Source organism: bacterium SCSIO 12741, assembly GCA_024398055.1.
Lineage (GTDB): Bacteria > Bacteroidota > Bacteroidia > Flavobacteriales_G > Salibacteraceae > SCSIO-12741.
In genome coordinates, this window is the sequence record CP073749.1 from 1,556,989 (window position 1) to 1,577,534 (window position 20,546).

The window sequence follows — 20,546 nt, forward strand, 5'->3', positions numbered from 1 at the left end:
ATGAGGTGCTATCTTTCGTACAGGTATTTCCGACTTTGTACATCCATGATCTTTTGCGAGAATCGAATGACGATTTCCTGATCTGGTCTGAATGGTTTAAACGCAACCTGAAAAGACCAACTGTAGAATTCCTGTAAATCGTTGAGGTAATTGGCGAGTAATTCTGGGGTCCATTCAGTAGCTGGATTAATGGAATATTTCTTCTTAAGATCAAGCCCCAGTTGCTGGCCCCATTCATTGTTGATCATGTCCACGTAATTGTCCACTGGGTTATCATCCGGGTGACTCAACTGATCTTCGGTAAACTCTCCGGTAAGGAGCTCGGGCATGGCATAACGTTCATGAAGGTCTGCCACAAAATCGGCCAGCTTTCTGGAATACAACGTGGTGATAAAAGCTTGGGCAGTGATGTGGTTGAAGGAGTTGATATATCCTTTTTCGGAACTATCTCTTGCCGTTAGATACGCCAATTCGGGAGTGCTGATGTTTTGGGTGTGGGCCAAAGCCAAATCGTAGAATGCGAAATCCTTCTCCCCAAATAAGTTGGATCGCCGGCGGGCCAATAAAAAAACTTGTTGCAAAGACTCCCGGTTGGCCACAGAATAGGGACTCGAAATACCAAACTTCAACTTATCATACAGGTCGGCATTCTTAACGGCAGCCACTTCTTTTTGGGTGATTCCACTCTCCAAAACGCTCACCACACCGCCACCGCCAGCACATTGAAGCATAACCACTTTATGGTGAATGGTACTATCACTTTCGAAGTTCGAACTATCTTGGGTGTAGAATAGGTTAATCTCTTTTTTGAGCTCCTCTAAGTTTTCAAAACGGGAGGCCAATAGAGCAGCCACAACGGTAGGATAGGTTGAACTTGAATCAAACTCCGAAACTCTTCGGGCCGATTTTTTGCATGGTTCTCCGACTAATTTAGGCGCACTTGGTTGACACCCTAAAAAAACGAGAACTCCGATGATCCCAATCCAGAGAAATGATAAATGCGAGATGGATAAATTTCCTTTCATTAAACGGCTTTAAAGTTAGGGAAAGAAGGAAAATCACCATGATTGAACCTCCTGCCTCAATTAATCATTTAATACGTAATTTGGAGCACCGCTGAAAAGCCATTTTTTATGATTAAAAAACACCTGTTTTTCTTTCTCATAGGGTCTCTGATAGCCACCTCTATACAAGGCCAGGAGCTTAATATTTTAGATTTCGGTGCAGTGGGCGATGGCCAAACTTTAAATACCAAGGCCATTCAATTGGCTGTGGATAAGGCCCATGAGCAGGGAGGTGGACGTGTGGTTGTGCCGGCCGGTGACTTCCTTTCCGGAACCATTATCCTCAAGTCTAATGTGGAGTTGCACCTGGAAAAGAAAGCGACCATTTTAGGGAGCACCAATCAGGATCATTACCAGAAACTCAATCGTTGGAAAGGCCTCATCATGGCCGATAGTGCCTCTCGTATCGCCATTACAGGAAAAGGAACTCTAAACGGTCAGGGAGCAAAACTGGCGATGAGTATCGACAGCCTCTTTTACATTGGTGAATTGGACAGTATCGACTACAAATTTCCTGAAATGAGGCCCAAATGGTACTTGCGTCCTCAGCTTATCGAATTTGTGAATTGCCAGCACATTCGGGTGGAAGGAATCACCCTTAAAAATGCCTCTTGTTGGGTACAAAGCTATGATCGCTGTTACCATTTGGTGATCGATCAAATCCGCGTGGAAAGTGATGTTTATTGGAACAATGACGGGATGGACATCGTGGACAGCCGAAACGTTCAACTCACCAATTCCTATTTCAACTCGGGAGATGATGGCATCTGCATTAAATCCTACAAGGACGATTTGATTTGTGATAGCATCTACATTGCCAATTGCACGATTAGATCAAGTGCCAGTGCTGTTAAACTGGGCATTGCGGGCCGTGGCGGGTTTACCAATATCGTGATCCGGGACATTAAGGTATTTGACACCTTCCGATCGGCCATTACCATTCAATCGGTTTATGGGGGAAAAGTGGAAGATATTTTGGTGGAGAATGTAGTGGCTACCAATACGGGTAACGCCATATTCCTTCGATTGGGAGATAGCAAGTATGCGCATAAACCTCCGGGCACCTTAAAAAACGTAACCATACGAAACGTAAAAGTGACTGTGCCCTTCGAACGTCCTGATTACAACTATCAAATGCGAGGCCCGGAGTTGGCTTTCTTTCACAACCCGTTTCCATCCTCTATCGTAGGAATTCCAGGTCACCCCATTCAGAATATAACCTTGGAGAACATCGAGATCAGCTACCCGGGACGTGGAAACAAGGCCTATGCTTACCTGCCCTTAACGAGACTTAATTCTATTCCGGAACGGGAAAAACACTATCCGGAGTTTTCCATGTTTGGTGAATTACCTGCCTGGGGATTTTATGTACGCCATGCTGAAGGAATAACCTTCAAAAATGTAGTACTTAAAATCAGGGATGTCGATTACCGGCCAGCCATCGTGTTTGATGACGTCAAAAACTCGGAGCTAAAAGGAGTGGAAATAAAGGGCGATGAAAAGAAGCAACAGTTCTTCTTTCATCAATCAGAAAACATTCGTGAATTGAAGTAGAGATCACTTTTTGAGAACCTTTGGAACCTTAAAGTAATCGCTGTCTTTGAGGGGCGCATTTTTCAAAGCATCTTCCTTGGAAATGGTAACCTCAGCCTTGTCTTCTCTAACATGGGAAGTTTGCTGGGTCATGTAGATCAAAGGCTCAACACCATCCGTATTTACTTCTTCCAGTTTCTCTACGAATCCGAGCATACGATTCAAGTCATTTTGAACCTGTTTCTTTTCCTCTCCTTCAAACTCAAGGCGAGCCAAGCCGGCCAATCGATCTATCAGTTCTTCGTTAATTTCCATAAAACGGAATTTTACTTTTAATGGTCTCGAACGTTTGTTCGCGCAAAGCTACTAAATCTTCGTCGGTCATGCCCTTGGTTTGAATTGGCTTATGGATGAAGCAAGGACAGATTCCTGGTGAAGCCTGGGCCTTAAAATACCCTCCGTTCATCATCCTTTTGTAGTTGGATGTAAACGTGACGGGCACAATAGGCACCCCAGTATCAATAGCAACTTTAAAGGCTCCATTCTTAAAACGCTTCATGCGCGGCGTGTGATTTGGAATGGTTCCTTCCGGAAAAATGACCAAAACCTTACCTTCTTCGAGCACCTGGCGAGCCTCCTGAAGAGCTCGGTGCGAATCCTTTCGATTCGCACGGTTTACCGAAATGTTCATTCCACTGCGGAAGAAAATTCGAATGAGTGGCCATTGGTTTAATTCGGCTTTGCCCATAAAAACAAAGTGCTCCTTGATAATTTGATACATAAACACAATATCCAGGTAGGAGCTGTGGTTCGAAACCAAAATATAAGGACCCTTGGGTAAGTTTTCTTTTCCATGTGCCCGTAGAATAATTCCAGACGAAAGCCTCATCAACCAAGACCACACCCGAAACCAAAACATGCCTCGCTTAAAATTTTTGCGATTCATGTTATACACAAAGAAGGGGTAAAGAAGAAGCAAGTACACGAAAAACAGCAGCACGAAGTAGGTCTTGTACAAAACCATAAAAGGAAGCCGAATCCAGTGTAGGAGTTTCTTCATGAGCCGCCAAAGGTAGCTAAACCCATCCTATGGTCTTCGTGGAATTTAATTGTGCCGGAAGTTTCTTCTTGGAATCCGGGGGCGTAATTTTAAATTTGCGCTTTTACAATCATTATGGCGAGAATATTAACCGGAATACAAAGTACAGGAACCCCACATTTGGGTAACATTTTGGGGGCCATCCTACCCGCTATTCAAATGGCTAATGAAGGAAGCAATGATTCCTATTTGTTCATGGCCGACTTGCATGCTCTAACCCAAATCAAAGATGCAGCTACCCTACAAACGGGAAACAACAGTACGGCCGCTACCTGGTTGGCTTTTGGGTTGGACACGGACAAGACTATTTTCTACCGCCAAAGTGATGTACCCGAAACGGCTGAACTGGCCTGGTACCTGGAATGTTTCTTTCCATACCAAAGACTTACGCTGGCCCACTCCTTTAAAGACAAATCAGACCGTTTGCAAGATGTAAATGCGGGCTTGTTTACCTATCCCATGCTGATGGCCGCTGACATTTTGTTGTACGACGCCAATTTTGTTCCTGTAGGTAAGGATCAACTTCAGCACCTGGAAATGACCCGTGATGTGGCTTCCCGATTCAACAATCAAATGGGTGAAACCCTGATTTTACCGGAAGCCAAACTGGACGACAACACCATGTATGTTCCCGGAACGGATGGAAACAAAATGAGTAAGTCCAGAGGAAATATCATTAATATCTTCCTTCCGGAGAAAAAGTTGCGGAAGCAAATCATGGGTATTGTAACGGATAGCACGCCTTTGGAAGAGCCGAAAGATCCGGATAGCTGCAATGCCTTTGCCCTCTATAGCCTGCTCGCTACGGAAGAGCAAACAGCCGCTATGCGGGAGAAATACCTGGCTGGTGGATATGGATTTGGTCATGCTAAGCAGGAACTTTTCGAATTGGTTCTTGAACGTTTTGCAGAGCCCAGAGAGAAGTACAACCACTACATGGAAAATCCCGAGGAAATCAATCGAATATTGCTTGCTGGAGCGGAAAAAGCTCGGAAAACGGCTCGTGAGGTATTGAATCGAGTACGGGTAAAATTAGGAGTCGGGGAACTCTAAATCGGATAGGCAACTCCGATCCAGCCGGTCATGTCTGTTAGTTTTTTGGACTCTCCTGTGGCTGAGAAAACTTCGCAACTGAACAACACCTGCATTCTTTTAACCGGGGTGCGGTTGTCATTGGTGAGTGAATACTCCTCTATGGTTAGAATTTCAAATTCATGGGAAGGGTCCTGAGGATTGATTTCAGTAGAGTAAAAAACACCATACTCATCTTCGTATTCAACCACTACAGTGTTCAGTTGAAGTTCTCCATTCTGAACAATGTTTTCCGAAACTTCGGTCTCAAAATTTGCAGCAGTAAAGGTGGTTTCTTCATTCACAATCACGTTTTGACAGCTTTGTGAAATACAGCCCAAGTGGTCGGTAATGGTCAAACAAACTTGTTCGGTGCTTTGAAATTGGTCGTGAACCATTTCCAGAGTTGGTGTTGTCGCCGTAATTCCGTTGGAAAACTCCCAAAGGTACTTCTTTGCCACCCCACCCGTATTTTGGGCCCTAAAGAGCAATACATTGCCTCCATACTCCAATTCAAACCCAGCTTTACAGTCGTTTCCAGGGTATACTCGAGTACACAATTCACTTTCTCTTCCCTTGGAAGTGTTCACCGTTAGACACACATCATAATAGGATTGATCCAAATTGAAGGTGTGCGTTGTTTTTACTCCCTCGGCACTTCCACCATCTCCAAAGTTCCAGGAATAAGTTACTCCATTAGCATTGCTGGTATACGTTTCCGAAGCGTCAAATTCAATGGTATAGGTGGGACGTGTATCTTTTTGTTTGAAGTCGATACTCCCTTTTTTCAAAACCTCAATTGGAACTCTTCCGGGCTGAGATTCTCTAAAACGAAGGGCTACTGTACGCGTACATCCGGATTGGCATCCAGCCGGCTCCAGTTTCCCGTAATATTCCCATACTCCATTAGCATCCTGAGACGCCTGAGTATTCATGTAGTAATTGTTGTCTCCAGCGGTTTGATTATAGGCTTGATCATCTACTTTTCCGGAAAGGAAAAAGTCGGGTTCATCATAACTGTTATCTGGAAATTCCTTTTTCTCACAGGAACTCGCCACCAAGAGGAGTAATATGCCCAGAGTTAGAAGGCGCATTAAAAATTGCTTAGGCGGTAGGACAATCTCAAACGAAGTTCGAGGTTGCGGTTATCACCGGCTTCAAAAAATTGGTCTTGCGTAACATCTTTAAGTCCGTAGCTTCCTAAAACACCCACTTTGAAGCGGTTGTCCACTTCGTAGTCGTATCCCGCTCTTATGGCGATGTCCAAAGAGTTAAATCCATTTTGATATCCCCAATGGGTTTGGGTTTCTGTGGATGATCCAGCAAGGATTTCTTCTTCTGTGCTGGTTACATCGCTTTTAACACTCAACAAATAAGAGACAGAGGCTCCAGCAAAAAGCGTGTGCTTGGCAGCCGGGCTAAAGCGAACATCAAGAGGAAGTTCGAGGTAGTGCATCGAGCGAGCTTTGATCTGAGTTGTTTTAACCGTTTTTCCAAAACCGTAGTCCACTTCGGTAAAAGTGAGAGTCGATCCCTTTCCGCTCAGGGCTTTGTAGTTCAAACCCGTTTCGATAGCCCAACGACTGTTGAGGTGATAAGCGTAATAGATGCCCGCATTTTGAAGAATCTTTCCTCCAAAAATTCCGGTTCGTTGCTGCAATCCTTCATTCAAAAGAAGGCCGGCACGCAAGCCAATTTCACTCCGCTTATTGCGAATACTATTTCGATCGATTGGATCACCGCTGGTTTCCATGGAAGCTCCATCCAAATCCCATGTGCTGCTGTTTACCGCAAAGCCCTTGGGCATTAAAGAATGCAACTCGGCAGATGAGGATGCCATGGCCGCCAATTCCTGAGCTTCAGGCTGATCTTGAGGTAATGCTTCTTCCGAAACGGCAGAAACGGGGCTCTCTTGATCTGCAGAAATAGTTTCATTAGGTACTACCGAAAGTGTACTCTCAGCAGAAGATGTAGCAGATGGAAGGGGTGATTCAGATTCTGTTTCTGGAAAAAGAGAGGCCGTACTTACCGCACTTGAAGTTTGGTCCGTTGCCGCATTAGAAGCTTTTTCAGCGATTTGGTCAGCACCAATTACAGCGGGTGCCTCTTCGTCCGATCCCAGGAAGAACCAACCACCCGATAGCAACAACAGTGCAGCTACAGCCATTCCGGCTCGGCGGTACCAGTTAACCTTTGTACGCTGATCGAGCATAGACTCCATCTGCTCCCAAGAGTTCGCACTGAACTCGGGATTGACGTCTTCTAAACCCTTGCGAAAGAGGTCGTCTATATTACCTGGTTTGTCCATAGAGGAGTTGTTCGGACTGCTCCACCGAACGGGCGATCATTGCTCTCAGTTTTTTACGGGCAAAGGAAAGGTGCCATTTGGATGTTCCCTCCGAGATTTCAAGCTTAACGCCGATCTCTTTGTGCGAATATCCTTCCATGGTGTAAAGGTTGAATACCTTCCGGCTTTCGGGCGGTAAGCTTTGCACCATTTCAAGCAATTCCTCTGCTTCAAACTGCAGGTCTGCCACATTGAATGCTACCCAGTCGTTCGCCGAACCATCCGATTGGATGTCTTTGAACTGGACGATGCTCTTTTCCTTGTTGTGCTTCCGGTAGTTGTCGATGATCGTGTTGATCATAATTCTCCGAATCCACGCTTCAAAGGGGCGATCGTTGCTGTAGGTCTTGAGTTTTGTCAAGATTTTGAGAAAACCCTGATTCAAGAGAAACTCCGCATCTTCCTTATTGCGCTCATAGCGCAGGCAGATAGCAAGCAGGGTGCTGTAGCAGGTATTGTAAAGCTTGAATTGAGCCTTACGATTGTCCTTCATGCACTTTTTTAAGAGTTCCTTATCTACAAACATTTAACTGAGTAAGCTAACAAATATACAAACCAGAACGATACGTTCGAAGTTGCATGCTCCTTGTAATCAGTAAATTATTATTCCAAATCCTATTTTATCACCAACGGAATTGTCCTTATTCCATCTGATGTAATCATTTCTAACCAATAAAAACCGGCTGGCAAATTCGTCGTTTCTACTCCGAAATCCCCATCATACTTTAGATGTTGGACTTCAAGACCTTGACTGTTTCGCAACCGAATTTCGGTACTCGACTCTACCCCTTGGAGGTAAAATCGATCGTTTACCGGGTTGGGAAAAACTTTTATTTCCGGACTATTTTTTTCTAAATCTGCTGCTCCAAGAGCATCCAAAACCTCAACAGATTCCTTTCCAATGATAAAATGAAGGTTCTCCAAAGTAGGATTCGCAGAGTTAAATTCCATGGAAACAGTTGCCATCGATTTACCTGGGTAATCTACAACCAAGCCCAAAGTGAGCAGCGGTAATTGGTCTACTACAAACTTGCCTTGTTGATTGGAGTAGGTTTGAGCAATCACACGGCCTTGTGCATTCAACACAATGACCTGGACACCACTGGCCAATTCACCTTCCAGGTGGTTTACCACCCCAGATCCGTAGGTTAACGTGCCCGAAACTCGAGCGGTACCCGTGGATGCCAATGTTTTGGATTGTAAGGATATGTCTTTGTGATCCATATCCCCGTTTAAGACCAGAGCGGTTGACTCTTTCCATTGAACTTGATTGCCATAATACGTATCCAGGTAATCATGCGACTGGGCCGAAACCATTCTGGCCTGAACATAATAAGTTCCTGGAATAAGGAGATCAAATTCATAGTCCCCATTTTCTCCGTAAGAGGTAACTGAATCAATTTTTTCAGCATGCCCGGGTAATTGTTCCCGGTAGAGAAACACCTTTACGGAATCCATGGTAAAGCTTCCTTTAAAAACTTTTCCCGATAAAGAATAGAACGCATCAGCCGACCTAACCACTTGACTGTCATTAGATTGCCCAAATGCAAAAAGCACAAGAAACAACCCTGGAAGAAGACTTCCAATTATTTTCCAATCACGGTTCATCCGGCATCCATAAGCTTAGACGGAAAAAACGGGTAAAAAGTTGGTTACTAGGCTAATTGTTTTGCTTTCGAATTCTTTTATAGGTTCTAATGGCGATCATCAGCAAGCCTGAAAACACCAAAAGTCCAATTAGTCCCCATACCCAATTGATTAGATCACGGAGGGAAATGATGAACACGATACTCACCAAAAAGACAGTGGCTACTTCATTCCAAATACGCAGTTTAAAGGAGCTGTGCTTGTAACGATCCTGGGCCAGATTTCTGAAAATAGAATGACAAGCAATGTGGTAGAGGTATAAGCCAAAAACAAAACTCAACTTTAGGTGCATAAATGGGGCTGTGAGCAAGGAAGGATTGAGGTAGAGCATTCCACCGGCAAATACTCCGGTCAAAATTGCTGAGGGCCAGGTAATGCCATACCAGAGCCGTTTTTGCATCAAACGAAACTGGCGAATCAATATGCTTCGCTCCGGCTCTTCCTTTTCGGAAGCTTCGGTTTGGTAAATAAACAAGCGAACAATGTAGAACAGCCCGGCAAACCAGGTGACTACAAAGATGATGTGAAGCGCCTTGAAATAGAGGTAAGACATCTCAATTTTTACGCAAAAGTAAAGCACTCGGAACTAGGCCCGCCTTTTGAGGATCGAATTAACTTTGCAAAAAAAATTATGAAGGCTAGAAAAGCATCTGAATCACTCACCATATCCACCCGAATTGTACTTCCCAACGACACCAATGTTTTGAATAATCTCATGGGCGGGCAATTGCTGAGCTGGATGGATGTTACAGCTGCCATATCGGCCCACCGTCATTGCGGTCGCGTGGTAGTTACTGCTTCCGTCAACAATGTTTCGTTCAACCACCCAATAGCCTTGGGCGACATTGTGACGATTGAGTCCAAAGTTTCTCGGGCTTTTTCGTCTTCCATGGAAGTTTACATCGACGTCTACGTGGAGCACCGCACCAGTGGTGAAAAAATCAAATGCAACGAAGCTATCTACACCTTCGTTGCGGTCGATCAAAATGGAAGTTCAATAGAGGTTCCGGGCTTAAAGCCCGAAACCGAATTAGAAGTTAAACGCTTTGAAGGAGCGCTGAGACGTCGGCAGCTCAGCCTGATTTTGGCAGGGAAAATGGATCCTTCCCAGGCTACCGAGCTCAAGGCGCTGTTTTCCTAAGCAGAAGCGGCTTTAAAAGCCTTTGGCCCGTATAGCGGACCTTCGTATTCAGCGGAAGACATACCGAGGTACATCACGTAAAGCCCGTTGAACAGAATAACAAGGATGTAATTAACGATTCCTCGTTTGCCGAAGCAATTGCATAGCTCAATGTAAACAGTGGCAATGAAAATGGCCATAATGGTCATCATAGCTACCATGGTTACGTTTGCGGCCATGCTATGATCACCCGTCAAAACAATGTAAGCAATGATGGGTGGAGGGATCATTAAAAAAAGGCTTTGCCAAGCCGGCCGTCCCATGATTTTAAGGAAAATAACCACGTTCCAAACCGGGATGATGCTGGCCACCCCTGGAAGGCTGCACTTGTAGTACAAAACCCATTGTCCGAGGATGCCGAAGGCTATGAGTAGCCCGAGCAAAACCCATAAAAATTCGTTATTACCAGCGTACTGGTAAAATTCAATAAAAGGTAATTTTAACAGAGTATGAAGTTGTTCCATAGGCACAAAAAATTTAAGTTTCAATAAAGATACCCAAATCTGCCAGAAACACAACCGCGTTCTACCCCGGCTCAGAAAACATTAACAAACAGCTTTTTAACGGTATTAACCGTTGACCAATTCGGCTTGCTGGGGCTGTTTTTGGTTGATGTCTTTGATGACTGCACCCATGTTGCAAGTACCCGTAAAGATGGCCTCTGGTTCGATGGAAAGCTTCACCGTTTCGATGTCGGCATGGAGCCTTGCGGTCGCTTGAAGTGAGAGTAGATTTTCGACCTTGACTTTCCCTTTGACTTCCCCGGAAATATTGGCGTTTTGGCAAATAATTTCACCTTCAATTCGACCGGTGCTACCCACTACAACTTTGCCTTTTGACTGAACCGTACCAAACAGAATTCCATCGATTCTAATGTCACCATTAGTTTCAATATCACCTGTGATTTTAGTCCCATTGGCAATGTGATTTCGTGCGCCTGATTCTCCTTCTCCGTTGCGCGCCATATTCTTCCTGTTTTTTAACATACCGGGAAAATTAAGGGGCCAAAGATAACGATTATCAACAATTCACAGTTGATAATTCTTCTTCATGAATTCCTCGTAGAGCTCAGGGCGGTTGTCCTTGAAGAAGATTGCGTAGTTGTTATAGGAGATGATTAAGAACTTGAAATTCTGTTGATTAATCTTTTTCAAGCTCGTATGATTTCCCTTAAAGGATTCGTAGTAATCCTGAGCGCCTAATTCATTAGAAAATTGCTTGATGGCAATCATGTAATTATCGCCCATCACGATCGCTTCATCCACGGTCAATCCTTTCATGGCATGGTAGGCCTTGTTGTAATTGGCCACCGATTTCTTGATTTCAGAAATATCATGTCCGGATTTAGGCACCAGGAGAACCGCCAGGTATTTTGAATTCTTCTCATAGGAATAAGGTGGAGGAGGCTTTACTTCGCTCACCTTCTTTTCGGCTGTTAGAATACTAATCTTGTTTTGAGCATCTTTAGCCTCATCGGTACCCGAATGACGGCCGGCAAAATCTTTGAGACTGGCCACCAATTCACCCTTATTCCCCTGCCCTTTACTCAGGGCCTTTAAATAGAGGAATTTTAGCTTGTAATCGTTATCCGGGTACTTCGCCATGGATTTGTCCACATAGTCGATACAAGCCTGATAAAAGCCGCGTGAATAGTAGTAGTAACACTTGTTGTATCGATCTCTAACGGCTTTGTTCTTATCGGTGAGTTTGGAGGCGTAATCCGGGTCTTTGATAATCTTGGCGTAATCACTGTTTGGATAACGATAGAGGATGTAGTTTTTGTAGTAATTCGCCGAATCCCTACCGAGGTCGTAATACATCCGATACAAGCGGTAGTAACAGTTCATGTGGTGCTCTGAGGTATCAAAGCGGCTAACAAGATTTCGGAATGCTCCAATGGCGGCAGGAATGTCCTGCATATTCTCTTTGTAAATATTCCCCATCGCGTAATAGGCATCGGCGATCTTTTTGTTGGACTCAGCCAAAGCTTCGTCGGTAAAGGGGATATCCTTTAGGTACTGGGTACGATCGGTGATTCCTGCCATAACAGAGTCACCCATACTATCGTTAAAGTCAGCAAAATCGTCGGGCGAAATACTGGTCTTATCACTCCTTCTCCAATCGTCGGCGTTTGCCCGGTTTCCCCATACCTTTTTAAACTCTGCCTCTCCTATCTGGAGGTTTCGGTCGTTGTAGAAATACCATTTACCCTTGGCAGCGGTGGGGTCATCGAAACCTGAAAATCCTGAAGATTCTGGAATGGCGTTCTCTTGCTCCTCTTCTAATCGGCGTTTCTCTTCCTCTGCTGCAATTCGATCATCAATAATATTGTCGATGTAGGCCTCCAGCTCATCTTCACTCAGGTTGCGCAATTGCTGAACACTGTCTTCAAATTGAACAATGAGCATCTGCTCCACCAGGTCCTTCAAACTCTGTTGGATGTTTACAATCTGGGCATGATCCGGAAAATCATCGGGAATGTACTGAACCGTACTATCGTAATAGGCCTGAGCTGGAATATACTCGGGGCGATCAAAATACAATTCTGCCAAGGTCAGGAACGACAATCCTTTTTGATAGTCATCATCTACGCTCGTTTTAGTAGACAGAGTAAGGGCTCGAATTTGTTTTTCTTCTTCCCCTTCAGCCTCGTATACTTCAGAAAGAGCATAGTATAATTTGTCGCGATATTCCAGGTTCTTTTCGTCGCGAAGCATTTTTAGCAATACTCGCTTAATGTCGTAGGCACTTCCATCATCAGAGGTATAGGCCAGGGCTCGGTTCATTTGAGCCCAGAATTCCATTTCATACTCGGGGTGCCGTTTAACCACGGCCTGATACATTTCATTGGCTCGGATCGTCTCTCCTTCTTCAGCATAAAGCTGAGCCAGAATAAACATCCACCGGGTTCCAATTTGCTTGTCCTTTTGCCATTTAATGGCCTCTTCAAGAAGAATGATGGCCTTGGTTACATCTCCGGTTCGTAGAGAATATTCCGCCGCTAAAGCTTTAAACTCGGCCATGTACTTTTCTGGAATATCACCATCGTTGTTCATGACGTAGATGATGTTTTCCGCCCGATCCATTTCTTCCGTTTCAAACAACGTGCGGATCATCCATAGCTGGGCCTCATATTTGGTCTCGGTTTTCTTAAACTTCTTGTGTACGTATTTAAAGATGGGCTTACATTCCTTGTAATTCTTTTCGTAGAAATAGGCTTTCCCAATCAACATCCAGGCCTCATCGATCCATTTACAGTACTCTTTACCTTTAATGTCCATGGAGTGAAATTCGATAACCCGGCTACATTTTTTAATCACCACGTCCATGTCACCTTGAATGGCATTGGCCGCATCGTCATCTCCATAAATAAACAAAGGCAGGCGTTCCCGGTAGTTATCCCGGTGGCCATTTGCCAGCTTTTCCGTTCCACCTCTATAGGCCTCTTTGGCATTGAAATAGCCATTCCAACGGGCGTTGGTATTGTGGTAAAAACGGTTGAGTGCGGTGTTCTTCTTTTGGGAACAAGAAGTCACCAGAAGAATCACTCCAAACAACAGAATAGGTATGTAGGTTTTCGTCTTCAACCTGAATGGTGCGTTTAGCGAAGCTAACCAAACGACTGACGCGCAAAATTATTTTATTTTTTTAGCAGAACGTTGCTAAGTTCAAGAAAGCTCGTTAAGTCAAATTATAAGATATTTGCTGATTCACAGATGGAAAGCAAGAAAAAACAGCCCAAGGCACAAAAAATGATGAAGCGAATCCGACACAAGTCGAGACTCGTAATCATGAATGACGACACCTTTGAAGAGCAGTTTTCCATGAATCTGTCTATGCTTAACGTCTTCACCTGGGGCGGACTCTTTCTCCTATTTTTTGCCACTGTGATCACCTTGATCATTGCCTTTACTCCACTGCGTGAGCTTATTCCAGGCTACGCGGACATTCACACTCGAAAGCTGGCTACCTATGCTGATATTCGAGCTGACTCCTTACAAAATGTGGTTCGCCAAAATAAATTGTACCTCGATAATATTAAGGCTATCATGGAAGGCAATGTACCTAATGGCGAAGATTCCAGTCAGGGAAAGCCTCTGGTACAAAGTGCAGGGTTTCAACCCAGCTCCGATCAACCTTCGGAGGATGAAAATACGCTTCGGGATCATGTAGAAAGAGAAGAGCGCTACAATTTATCCCATCAGGAATCGGGTAACGGAGAAGATCCGCTTAATCAACTGGTGCTTTTTGCCCCTATTAAAGGAATGATCAGCTCACCCTACGAAGCCAGCTTAAAGCACTATGGTATAGATGTGGTTCCTGCATCCGAAGATGCCTCAGTAAAAGCCACCTATAAAGGCATGGTGATTCAGGCTTCCTGGACTTCGGAAGAAGGGCATGTTTTGGTGATTCAGCATCCGGGTAACCTCATTTCGGTGTACAAACACAACTCCGTGCTACTCAAAAAAGCAGGCGACCTGGTAAAAGCCGGTGAGGCGATCGCTATGGTGGGCAACTCCGGAGAACTTTCCACAGGACCTCATCTTCATTTTGAGCTGTGGTTCAACGGCCAACCTGTAGATCCTGGGAAGTATATGGTCTTTTAGGTTGAATCTTAAATCATAAGGGAAAATCTTAAATCTTAATTTCCTGAAAATTTGACTTCAGCTTTAACATTTAAAATTGAGCCCCTCTCTTTCTCTCTTTTTTTAGGCATAAAAAAAGCCCCGAAAATTCGAGGCTTTTAAAATATAGATCAATCCTTAAGATTTAAGATTCACTCTTGTAGTCCCATTCTTCCAGGAACTTGGTTGTAAAATCACCTTCGATAAACCGTTCGTTTCTCATCAGTCTGTTGTGGAAAGGAATGGTCGTTTTCACTCCTTCAACAATGTACTCACCCAAGGCTCTTTCCATCTTTTTGATGGCTTCTTCCCGGGTTTGAGCAACGGTGATCAATTTAGATACCATGGAATCGTAGTTAGGTGGAATCGTATACCCCGCATAAACGTGAGTATCGATACGAATTCCAATCCCTCCTGGTTCGTGGTAATTGGTGATTTTACCCGGACTTGGAATCCAATTTCTGAACGGATCTTCCGCATTGATACGACACTGAATAGCGTGCCCTTTAGGGAAGTAGTTCTTTCCAGAAATAGATTCACCTGCAGCGATCAAAATCTGCTCCTTAATCAGGTCAAACTGGATCACCTCTTCGGTAATCGTGTGCTCCACCTGAATACGGGTGTTCATCTCCATGAAGTAGAAATTGCGGTGCTTGTCTACCAAGAATTCTACGGTACCTACACCTTCATATCCTACTGCTTGTCCAGCGCGAATAGCAGCTTCACCCATGGCCTTTCTCAACTTAGGAGTCATGAAAGGAGAAGGTGTTTCTTCAACCAACTTCTGGTGACGACGCTGAATAGAACAGTCTCTTTCAGAAAGGTGACAAACCGTTCCGTACATATCACCAGCAATCTGGATTTCGATGTGACGTGGCTCCTCAATGAATTTCTCCATGTACATACCATCATTTCCGAAGGCAGCAGCAGCTTCACGTTTGGTCGAATACCAAGCATCTTCTAATTCTTCATCATTCCAGGCAACGCGCATACCCTTACCTCCACCACCGGCGGTAGCTTTCAGCATAATAGGGTAAACGATTTCGTTGGCTACTTTCTTCGCCGTTTCAAAATCAGGAAGAATACCTTCTGATCCAGGAACACAAGGAACACCTGCAGCAATCATAGTAGACTTAGCCGTAGCCTTGTCTCCCATTCCTTCAATCATTTCAGGAGATGCTCCGATGAATTTGATTCCGTTTTCTTCACAAATCTTAGAGAATTTGGCGTTTTCAGAAAGGAATCCGTATCCTGGGTGAATAGCGTCTGCGTTCGTGATTTCAGCAGCTGAGATGATGTTTGGTATGCGTAGGTAAGAATCCGTACTGGAAGCTGGACCAATACATACCGCTTCGTCAGCAAACCTTACCGGTAAGCTGTCTTTGTCTGCCGTGGAATATACAGCCACGGTTTTGATCCCCATTTCTTTACAAGTACGAATAACGCGCAATGCGATTTCACCTCTGTTGGCGATCAATATCTTCTTAAAAAGCTTTGCTTTCTGCTTTTTCATAGGCTCCTATTTTGATCCGAAAATCAGTTTACCAATTAGCTTGGGTCAACCAAAAATAGAGGCTGATCGTACTCTACTGGAGTGGCATCGTCTACCAACACCTTCACGATCTTACCAGATACCTCAGATTCGATTTCGTTAAACAACTTCATCGCTTCAATGATGCATACTACGTCTCCACTGTTGATCGTATCACCAACATTGCAGAATACGGGCTTATCAGGAGATGGAGAGCGGTAGAAGGTACCGATCATAGGTGATTTTACTTCAATGTACTTCGAGTTGTCCTCGGCAGCAGCTTCAGGTGCAGGTGCAGCAGCTGGAGCCGGTGCGGGTGCAGGTGCCGGAGCGGCAGCCACAGGGGCCACAGGAGCCACAGGGGCAGCTGGCATGGCGGCAGGTACATGAGGTACGTTTGCCATAGGTACCGCTTGAATAACGGTTTGCTCAGCAGCAGCTTTTCCTTTAGGTTTAGGTGCCGGCGTTTTGATCACCAACTTTACGTCGTTCATCTCAAGTTCTACCTCGCTGACGCCTGATCTGGCTACAAACTTGATTAATGCCTGAATGTCTTCAATTTTCATATTGTCAGTGTTTATTTTGTATTAGCTCCGTCGTATGCCCACTTAACGTAAACAGCTCCCCAGGTAAATCCACCTCCAAAAGCCGACAGAATCAGGTTATCTCCTTTTTTTAATTTATCCTCCCATTCCCACAAGCAAAGTGGAATGGTTCCGGAAGTTGTATTTCCGTATCGTTGAATGTTAATCATCACCTTGGACGGATCTAAATCCATCCGGCTGGCTGTCGCATCAATGATTCGTAGGTTAGCCTGGTGAGGAACCAGCCAATCTACTGAGTCCCCGGTAAGGTTGTTACGGGTCATCACGTCAGCTGAAACTTCAGCCATATTGGTTACGGCAAATTTGAATACCTGCTTGCCTTCTTGATGCACAAAATGCTGATTGGCCTCTACAGTTTCATGACTGGCCGGCAATACCGAACCACCTGCAGGCTGAACCAAGTGCTTAACACCGGATCCATCAGAATGCAGTTTAAAGTCCATGATACCTACTTCATCTTCGGTAGGTTCCAGCAAAACAGCTCCGGCACCATCTCCAAAAATCACACAAGTTGTGCGATCGTCGTAGTTGATAATCGAACTCATTTTGTCTGCTCCCACAACCACTACTTTCTTGTATTTCCCGGTTTCAATAAACTGAGAAGCAGTGGACAAGCTGTAGATGAATCCCGAACAGGCCGCACCTACGTCAAAACTCCAAGCATTTTTCGCTCCGATTTTGTCGCAAATAACATTGGCTGTAGCAGGAAAGTTGTAATCTCCGGTTACCGTACCGCAAATAAGCAGATCGATATCCATGGGCTCAATGCCCCGTTTCTTGCAAAGCTCCAATACCGCCGGAACAGCTAAATCAGAAGCTCCGGTTTTTTCACCCTTCAAGATTCGTCGTTCTTTGATACCCGTTCGGGTGGTAATCCACTCGTCCGTAGTATCTACGATTTTTTCCAGGTCCTTATTGGATAAAACATCAGGCGGTACATATCCCCCAACGGCAGTAATTGCTGCTCTGATTTTTCCCATTATTGAAAGGCGTTTTTGATTTTATCCGCTAAACGAGCCTTAGCCACATCGAGCGAATGTTTGAGCATATTTTTGATGGCTTCCGGACTGGATATACCGTGACCGATGATCACGTTACCATTAACACCCAAAACAGGTGTACCACCATAAAGTTCATAATTAAAGCGATCGAAAAATTCGTCTTGAATCCCTCGTTTCTTAATCATCGAATAAAAGGCTTCCGCTTCCTTAAGCATCACGTTACCGGTAAATCCGTCACAAACAATGACATTGACGTCGCTATTGAAAATATCGCGTCCCTCCACATTACCTACAAAACGAAAATCCGGAGAATCTTTCATGAGTCCATGAGCGGCCTGGGCGAGCAGGCTACCTTTTTCTTCTTCTTCGCCAATATTAAGCAATCCTACTTTAGGTTCGGTTATTCCAAACACACTTTCGGCGTAAACCGACCCCAAAATTCCGAACTGATACAAAACATCCGGTTTTACATCGGGGTTAATTCCCACATCCAGTAAGATGGTCATCGACCCATCTGGACAAGGTAGTGCTGTAGTAATACTTGGGCGAATCACCCCTTCCACTGCGCGAATAGTAAACATGGATCCGGCCAGCATAGCGCCTGAATTACCGGCACTGGCGAATACATCAATTTCCCCTTTTTTCAGCAGGTGAAAGCCGAGGGCAATGGAAGAATTAGGTGAATTTTTGAAAGCACGAGCCGGATGATCGGCCATGCGAATAAATTCCGTGGTGTGAACGTAATTGAAGCGGTAGGGATCCAGTCCTTCCTTCTCGACCCGAGCCTTAATTTCATCCCGGTTGCCGATAAGAACGATATCTATTTCTTCGGGGAGTTCTCGCCGTGCTTCAACGGCTCCGAGTATGGTTGACTCGGGTGCAAAATCCCCTCCGTAGATATCTAGCCCTAAACGCATATATTATGGTAAGAAAGGGAAGCTAAAATAGATATTCTATTTAAACTTCGCTCGCTTTCTCCATCACAACTTTGCCCTTGTAGTATAGTTTGCCTTCAAACCAGTGAGCGCGGTGATAGAGATGGGGCTGACCCGTTGTAGGGCAGGTAGTTACAGTAGGTGCTACTGTTTTGTAATGCGTCCGTCTCTTATCTCTTCTTGTCTTTGACGTTTTACGTTTAGGATGTGCCATCTTCGTAAATTATTTCCGTTTCAAACTTTTCAATGCATTCCAGCGGGGATCGGTTGATTCCTCTTCCTCTCCTTCGCCGTAATTCAGCTCTTCAATTTTCTTGACCATTTCCGGATCACATTCTCCCTCATTATGCACATTTTTTAATGGTAAAGCCAAGTGTATGAATTCATACAGCAACTGACTCACGTCGTATTTATGTGCCGCAGGGATATGTGGATGAGTTCGTCTTCATGCCAGGAGGGTTCATCCGTAAACTTCCCAACTACTCTTTGCTCAATCGCCATGGGAACATCCATAGGATTCATACAAAGGTCGCAAGGAACCGAAACCGAACCTTCAATTGTAAAATTCAACTCCAGCATGCTTTCTCTCTTGTCCAGCAACACTTCTGCCGCTAAACTCCCGTCCTGAATCAGGTTTTCACCAAATCCATTCTGCTCAAAAAATTCAAAGAACTTTTTATCCAACTCAAACTGAAATGTATGTTTCCCTGTACTTAAGCCGGATAGCCTAATTTCATAGCGTTCCATACCTTTCAAGTTTTCGAGCCGGCAAATTTATAAAAATTAATCATACAACAGCCGTAAGAAATTCTCAGTCTCCTCGGTTGTCTCTGATTTTTGCCTTTTTCAAGGGGTTTTCTGATAACTTTCTGTAATCCTTACGATTACGGAATACTTCAAGCGCCAAATAAACGGCATTTCTAAAAGATTGTTCACTCGCCACATTTTTCCCGGCGATATCATAGCCCGTTCCATGGTCCGGAGAAGTTCTAACAATGGGTAACCCAGCAGTAAAATTCACCCCCTGATCGAAAGACAGCACCTTGAAGGGTGTTAAGCCCTGATCGTGGTACATGGAAAGGATGCCATCGTACTTCTTATAATTGGGCGAACCCATAAACCCATCGGATGGGAAGGGACCAAATGCGCGAATACCTTTGGAGAAAGCTTCTTCAATAGCTGGAATGATAATTTCCTGCTCTTCCTTTCCAATGGTTCCGTTATCTCCGGAATGAGGATTTAATCCCAATACAGCGATATTGGGTCGCGTTAATCCAAAGTCCTGAATGAGAGATTTGTTAAAGATCTCCAGCTTTTTAACAATTAACTCTTTGGTGATCAGTCCGGCCACATCCTTCAAAGCCACGTGTCCTGTAACTGTACCCATTCGCAAATTGTCATGGGCCAATATCATCAATGGGTGATCCTCATTAGCGTAATTAGCCAAATACTCGGTATGGCCCGCAAAAGGAAAATCCTCTGACTGAATGTTGTGTTTATTGATCGGAGCTGTAACCAATACATCGAGCTTGTTAGCCGCCAAATCGCGGGTAGCCGCATCCAGCGACAAGAAGGCATATTTACCACCTTCAGCCGTGGAATTCCCGATTTCCAGTGGAACCTCTTCCTTCCACACCTCGATGACATTCGTTTTCTTGGAGTTTGCCTTATCGGCGTCTTCTACCACCTGAAAGCTAAAGTCTTGAATACCGAGAAGCTTGCGATGAGCTCGGGCCATGGAATGCGAAACATAAATAACGGGGGTACAGATTTCAAACATCCGGGAATCCAAGAAGGTTTTGATAATCACCTCCAGACCAATTCCATTGATGTCACCAACCGAAATACCAACCCTTAGCTTTCCACTCTTGGGCTTCGATTTTGAGTGCTTTTTTCGGGCGACCATGA

23 protein-coding genes are annotated in these 20,546 nt (G+C 44.6%); 4 read left to right on the plus strand and 19 right to left on the minus strand.

Translation table 11 applies throughout. The features are described 5' to 3' along the window. Window positions 1-8: 8 nt before the first annotated feature. Window positions 9-854: a hypothetical protein gene (locus tag KFE98_06610; protein ID UTW63807.1), complete on the minus strand. Its 846-nt coding sequence runs from the start codon at window positions 852-854 to the stop codon at window positions 9-11. A 279-nt stretch (window positions 855-1,133) separates the two neighbouring features. Between KFE98_06610 and KFE98_06615 the strand changes: the two genes are divergently transcribed. Continuing rightward, the gene (locus KFE98_06615; GenBank protein ID UTW63808.1) at window positions 1,134-2,618 is read left to right on the plus strand and encodes a glycoside hydrolase family 28 protein; all 1,485 of its coding nucleotides are present in this window, start codon (window positions 1,134-1,136) and stop codon (window positions 2,616-2,618) included. Between the two features lie 3 nt (window positions 2,619-2,621). Here the strand turns inward: KFE98_06615 and gatC are convergent, their stop codons facing one another. Both gatC and KFE98_06625 read right to left on the minus strand, forming a co-directional pair. Next, window positions 2,622-2,912, minus strand: coding sequence for an Asp-tRNA(Asn)/Glu-tRNA(Gln) amidotransferase subunit GatC (gene gatC, locus KFE98_06620; GenBank protein ID UTW63809.1), 291 nt, complete (start codon window positions 2,910-2,912; stop codon window positions 2,622-2,624). Further along, window positions 2,902-3,657 (minus strand): 1-acyl-sn-glycerol-3-phosphate acyltransferase, encoded by a 756-nt coding sequence (locus KFE98_06625; protein ID UTW63810.1) that lies wholly within the window; start codon window positions 3,655-3,657, stop codon window positions 2,902-2,904. The genes gatC and KFE98_06625 overlap by 11 nt, the downstream gene beginning before the upstream one ends. A 114-nt stretch (window positions 3,658-3,771) precedes the next feature. Here KFE98_06625 and trpS point away from each other — a divergent pair, with 114 nt between their 5' ends. Beyond that, the gene (trpS, locus tag KFE98_06630) at window positions 3,772-4,749 is read left to right on the plus strand and encodes a tryptophan--tRNA ligase (GenBank protein UTW63811.1); all 978 of its coding nucleotides are present in this window, start codon (window positions 3,772-3,774) and stop codon (window positions 4,747-4,749) included. Here the strand turns inward: trpS and KFE98_06635 are convergent. From KFE98_06635 to KFE98_06655, 5 genes are all read right to left on the minus strand, one after another. After that, window positions 4,746-5,861: a PKD domain-containing protein gene (locus KFE98_06635; GenBank protein ID UTW63812.1), complete on the minus strand. Its 1,116-nt coding sequence runs from the start codon at window positions 5,859-5,861 to the stop codon at window positions 4,746-4,748. The two genes, trpS and KFE98_06635, sit on opposite strands and share 4 nt — an antisense overlap. Next, window positions 5,861-7,075: a PorT family protein gene (locus KFE98_06640; protein UTW63813.1), complete on the minus strand. Its 1,215-nt coding sequence runs from the start codon at window positions 7,073-7,075 to the stop codon at window positions 5,861-5,863. The genes KFE98_06635 and KFE98_06640 overlap by 1 nt, the downstream gene beginning before the upstream one ends. Beyond that, window positions 7,059-7,607, minus strand: coding sequence for an RNA polymerase sigma factor (locus KFE98_06645; protein ID UTW63814.1), 549 nt, complete (start codon window positions 7,605-7,607; stop codon window positions 7,059-7,061). Before KFE98_06645 ends, KFE98_06640 begins: the two co-directional genes overlap by 17 nt. Before the next feature lie 122 nt (window positions 7,608-7,729). Beyond that, window positions 7,730-8,722 carry a T9SS type A sorting domain-containing protein gene (locus tag KFE98_06650; protein ID UTW63815.1) on the minus strand — a complete coding sequence of 331 codons (993 nt, stop codon included), beginning with the start codon at window positions 8,720-8,722 and terminating at the stop codon, window positions 7,730-7,732. A gap of 52 nt (window positions 8,723-8,774) precedes the next feature. Next, entirely contained in the window at window positions 8,775-9,314 is a 540-nt protein-coding gene (locus KFE98_06655) for a CopD family protein (protein ID UTW63816.1), read from the minus strand. A 78-nt stretch (window positions 9,315-9,392) separates the two neighbouring features. Here KFE98_06655 and KFE98_06660 point away from each other — a divergent pair, with 78 nt between their 5' ends. Continuing rightward, window positions 9,393-9,902, plus strand: a complete 510-nt coding sequence (locus KFE98_06660) for an acyl-CoA thioesterase (GenBank protein UTW63817.1) — start codon at window positions 9,393-9,395, stop codon at window positions 9,900-9,902. Here the strand turns inward: KFE98_06660 and KFE98_06665 are convergent. The 3 genes from KFE98_06665 to KFE98_06675 form a co-directional block, all read right to left on the minus strand. Continuing rightward, a complete protein-coding gene (locus tag KFE98_06665; GenBank protein ID UTW63818.1) occupies window positions 9,899-10,405 on the minus strand; it encodes a hypothetical protein in 507 nt (168 codons plus the stop codon). The genes KFE98_06660 and KFE98_06665 overlap by 4 nt on opposite strands. Before the next feature lie 105 nt (window positions 10,406-10,510). After that, window positions 10,511-10,906, minus strand: coding sequence for a polymer-forming cytoskeletal protein (locus tag KFE98_06670; GenBank protein ID UTW64656.1), 396 nt, complete (start codon window positions 10,904-10,906; stop codon window positions 10,511-10,513). 63 nt (window positions 10,907-10,969) lie between these two features. Further along, window positions 10,970-13,528: a tetratricopeptide repeat protein gene (locus KFE98_06675; GenBank protein UTW63819.1), complete on the minus strand. Its 2,559-nt coding sequence runs from the start codon at window positions 13,526-13,528 to the stop codon at window positions 10,970-10,972. A 165-nt stretch (window positions 13,529-13,693) separates the two neighbouring features. On the opposite strand from KFE98_06675, the gene KFE98_06680 reads away from it, so the two are divergent. Further along, complete coding sequence (locus KFE98_06680) at window positions 13,694-14,548, plus strand: M23 family metallopeptidase (GenBank protein ID UTW63820.1); 855 nt, start codon at window positions 13,694-13,696, stop codon at window positions 14,546-14,548. 163 nt (window positions 14,549-14,711) lie between these two features. On the opposite strand, the gene accC is transcribed toward KFE98_06680, so the two are convergent. From accC to pdxA, 8 genes are all read right to left on the minus strand, one after another. After that, window positions 14,712-16,079 (minus strand): acetyl-CoA carboxylase biotin carboxylase subunit, encoded by a 1,368-nt coding sequence (gene accC / locus KFE98_06685; GenBank protein UTW63821.1) that lies wholly within the window; start codon window positions 16,077-16,079, stop codon window positions 14,712-14,714. 35 nt (window positions 16,080-16,114) lie between these two features. Beyond that, window positions 16,115-16,663 carry an acetyl-CoA carboxylase biotin carboxyl carrier protein gene (gene accB, locus KFE98_06690; protein UTW63822.1) on the minus strand — a complete coding sequence of 183 codons (549 nt, stop codon included), beginning with the start codon at window positions 16,661-16,663 and terminating at the stop codon, window positions 16,115-16,117. Between the two features lie 11 nt (window positions 16,664-16,674). Next, window positions 16,675-17,682, minus strand: a complete 1,008-nt coding sequence (locus KFE98_06695; GenBank protein ID UTW63823.1) for a ketoacyl-ACP synthase III — start codon at window positions 17,680-17,682, stop codon at window positions 16,675-16,677. Continuing rightward, a complete protein-coding gene (gene plsX, locus KFE98_06700; protein ID UTW63824.1) occupies window positions 17,682-18,620 on the minus strand; it encodes a phosphate acyltransferase PlsX in 939 nt (312 codons plus the stop codon). Before plsX ends, KFE98_06695 begins: the two co-directional genes overlap by 1 nt. A 40-nt stretch (window positions 18,621-18,660) precedes the next feature. Beyond that, the gene (gene rpmF, locus KFE98_06705; protein ID UTW63825.1) at window positions 18,661-18,852 is read right to left on the minus strand and encodes a 50S ribosomal protein L32; all 192 of its coding nucleotides are present in this window, start codon (window positions 18,850-18,852) and stop codon (window positions 18,661-18,663) included. 9 nt (window positions 18,853-18,861) lie between these two features. Next, a complete protein-coding gene (locus KFE98_06710; GenBank protein ID UTW63826.1) occupies window positions 18,862-19,041 on the minus strand; it encodes a DUF177 domain-containing protein in 180 nt (59 codons plus the stop codon). After that, on the minus strand, window positions 19,038-19,385 hold the full coding sequence (locus tag KFE98_06715) for a hypothetical protein (GenBank protein ID UTW63827.1): 348 nt from the start codon (window positions 19,383-19,385) through the stop codon (window positions 19,038-19,040). Before KFE98_06715 ends, KFE98_06710 begins: the two co-directional genes overlap by 4 nt. A gap of 64 nt (window positions 19,386-19,449) precedes the next feature. Continuing rightward, complete coding sequence (gene pdxA / locus KFE98_06720; GenBank protein UTW63828.1) at window positions 19,450-20,544, minus strand: 4-hydroxythreonine-4-phosphate dehydrogenase PdxA; 1,095 nt, start codon at window positions 20,542-20,544, stop codon at window positions 19,450-19,452. Window positions 20,545-20,546 lie beyond the last annotated feature (2 nt).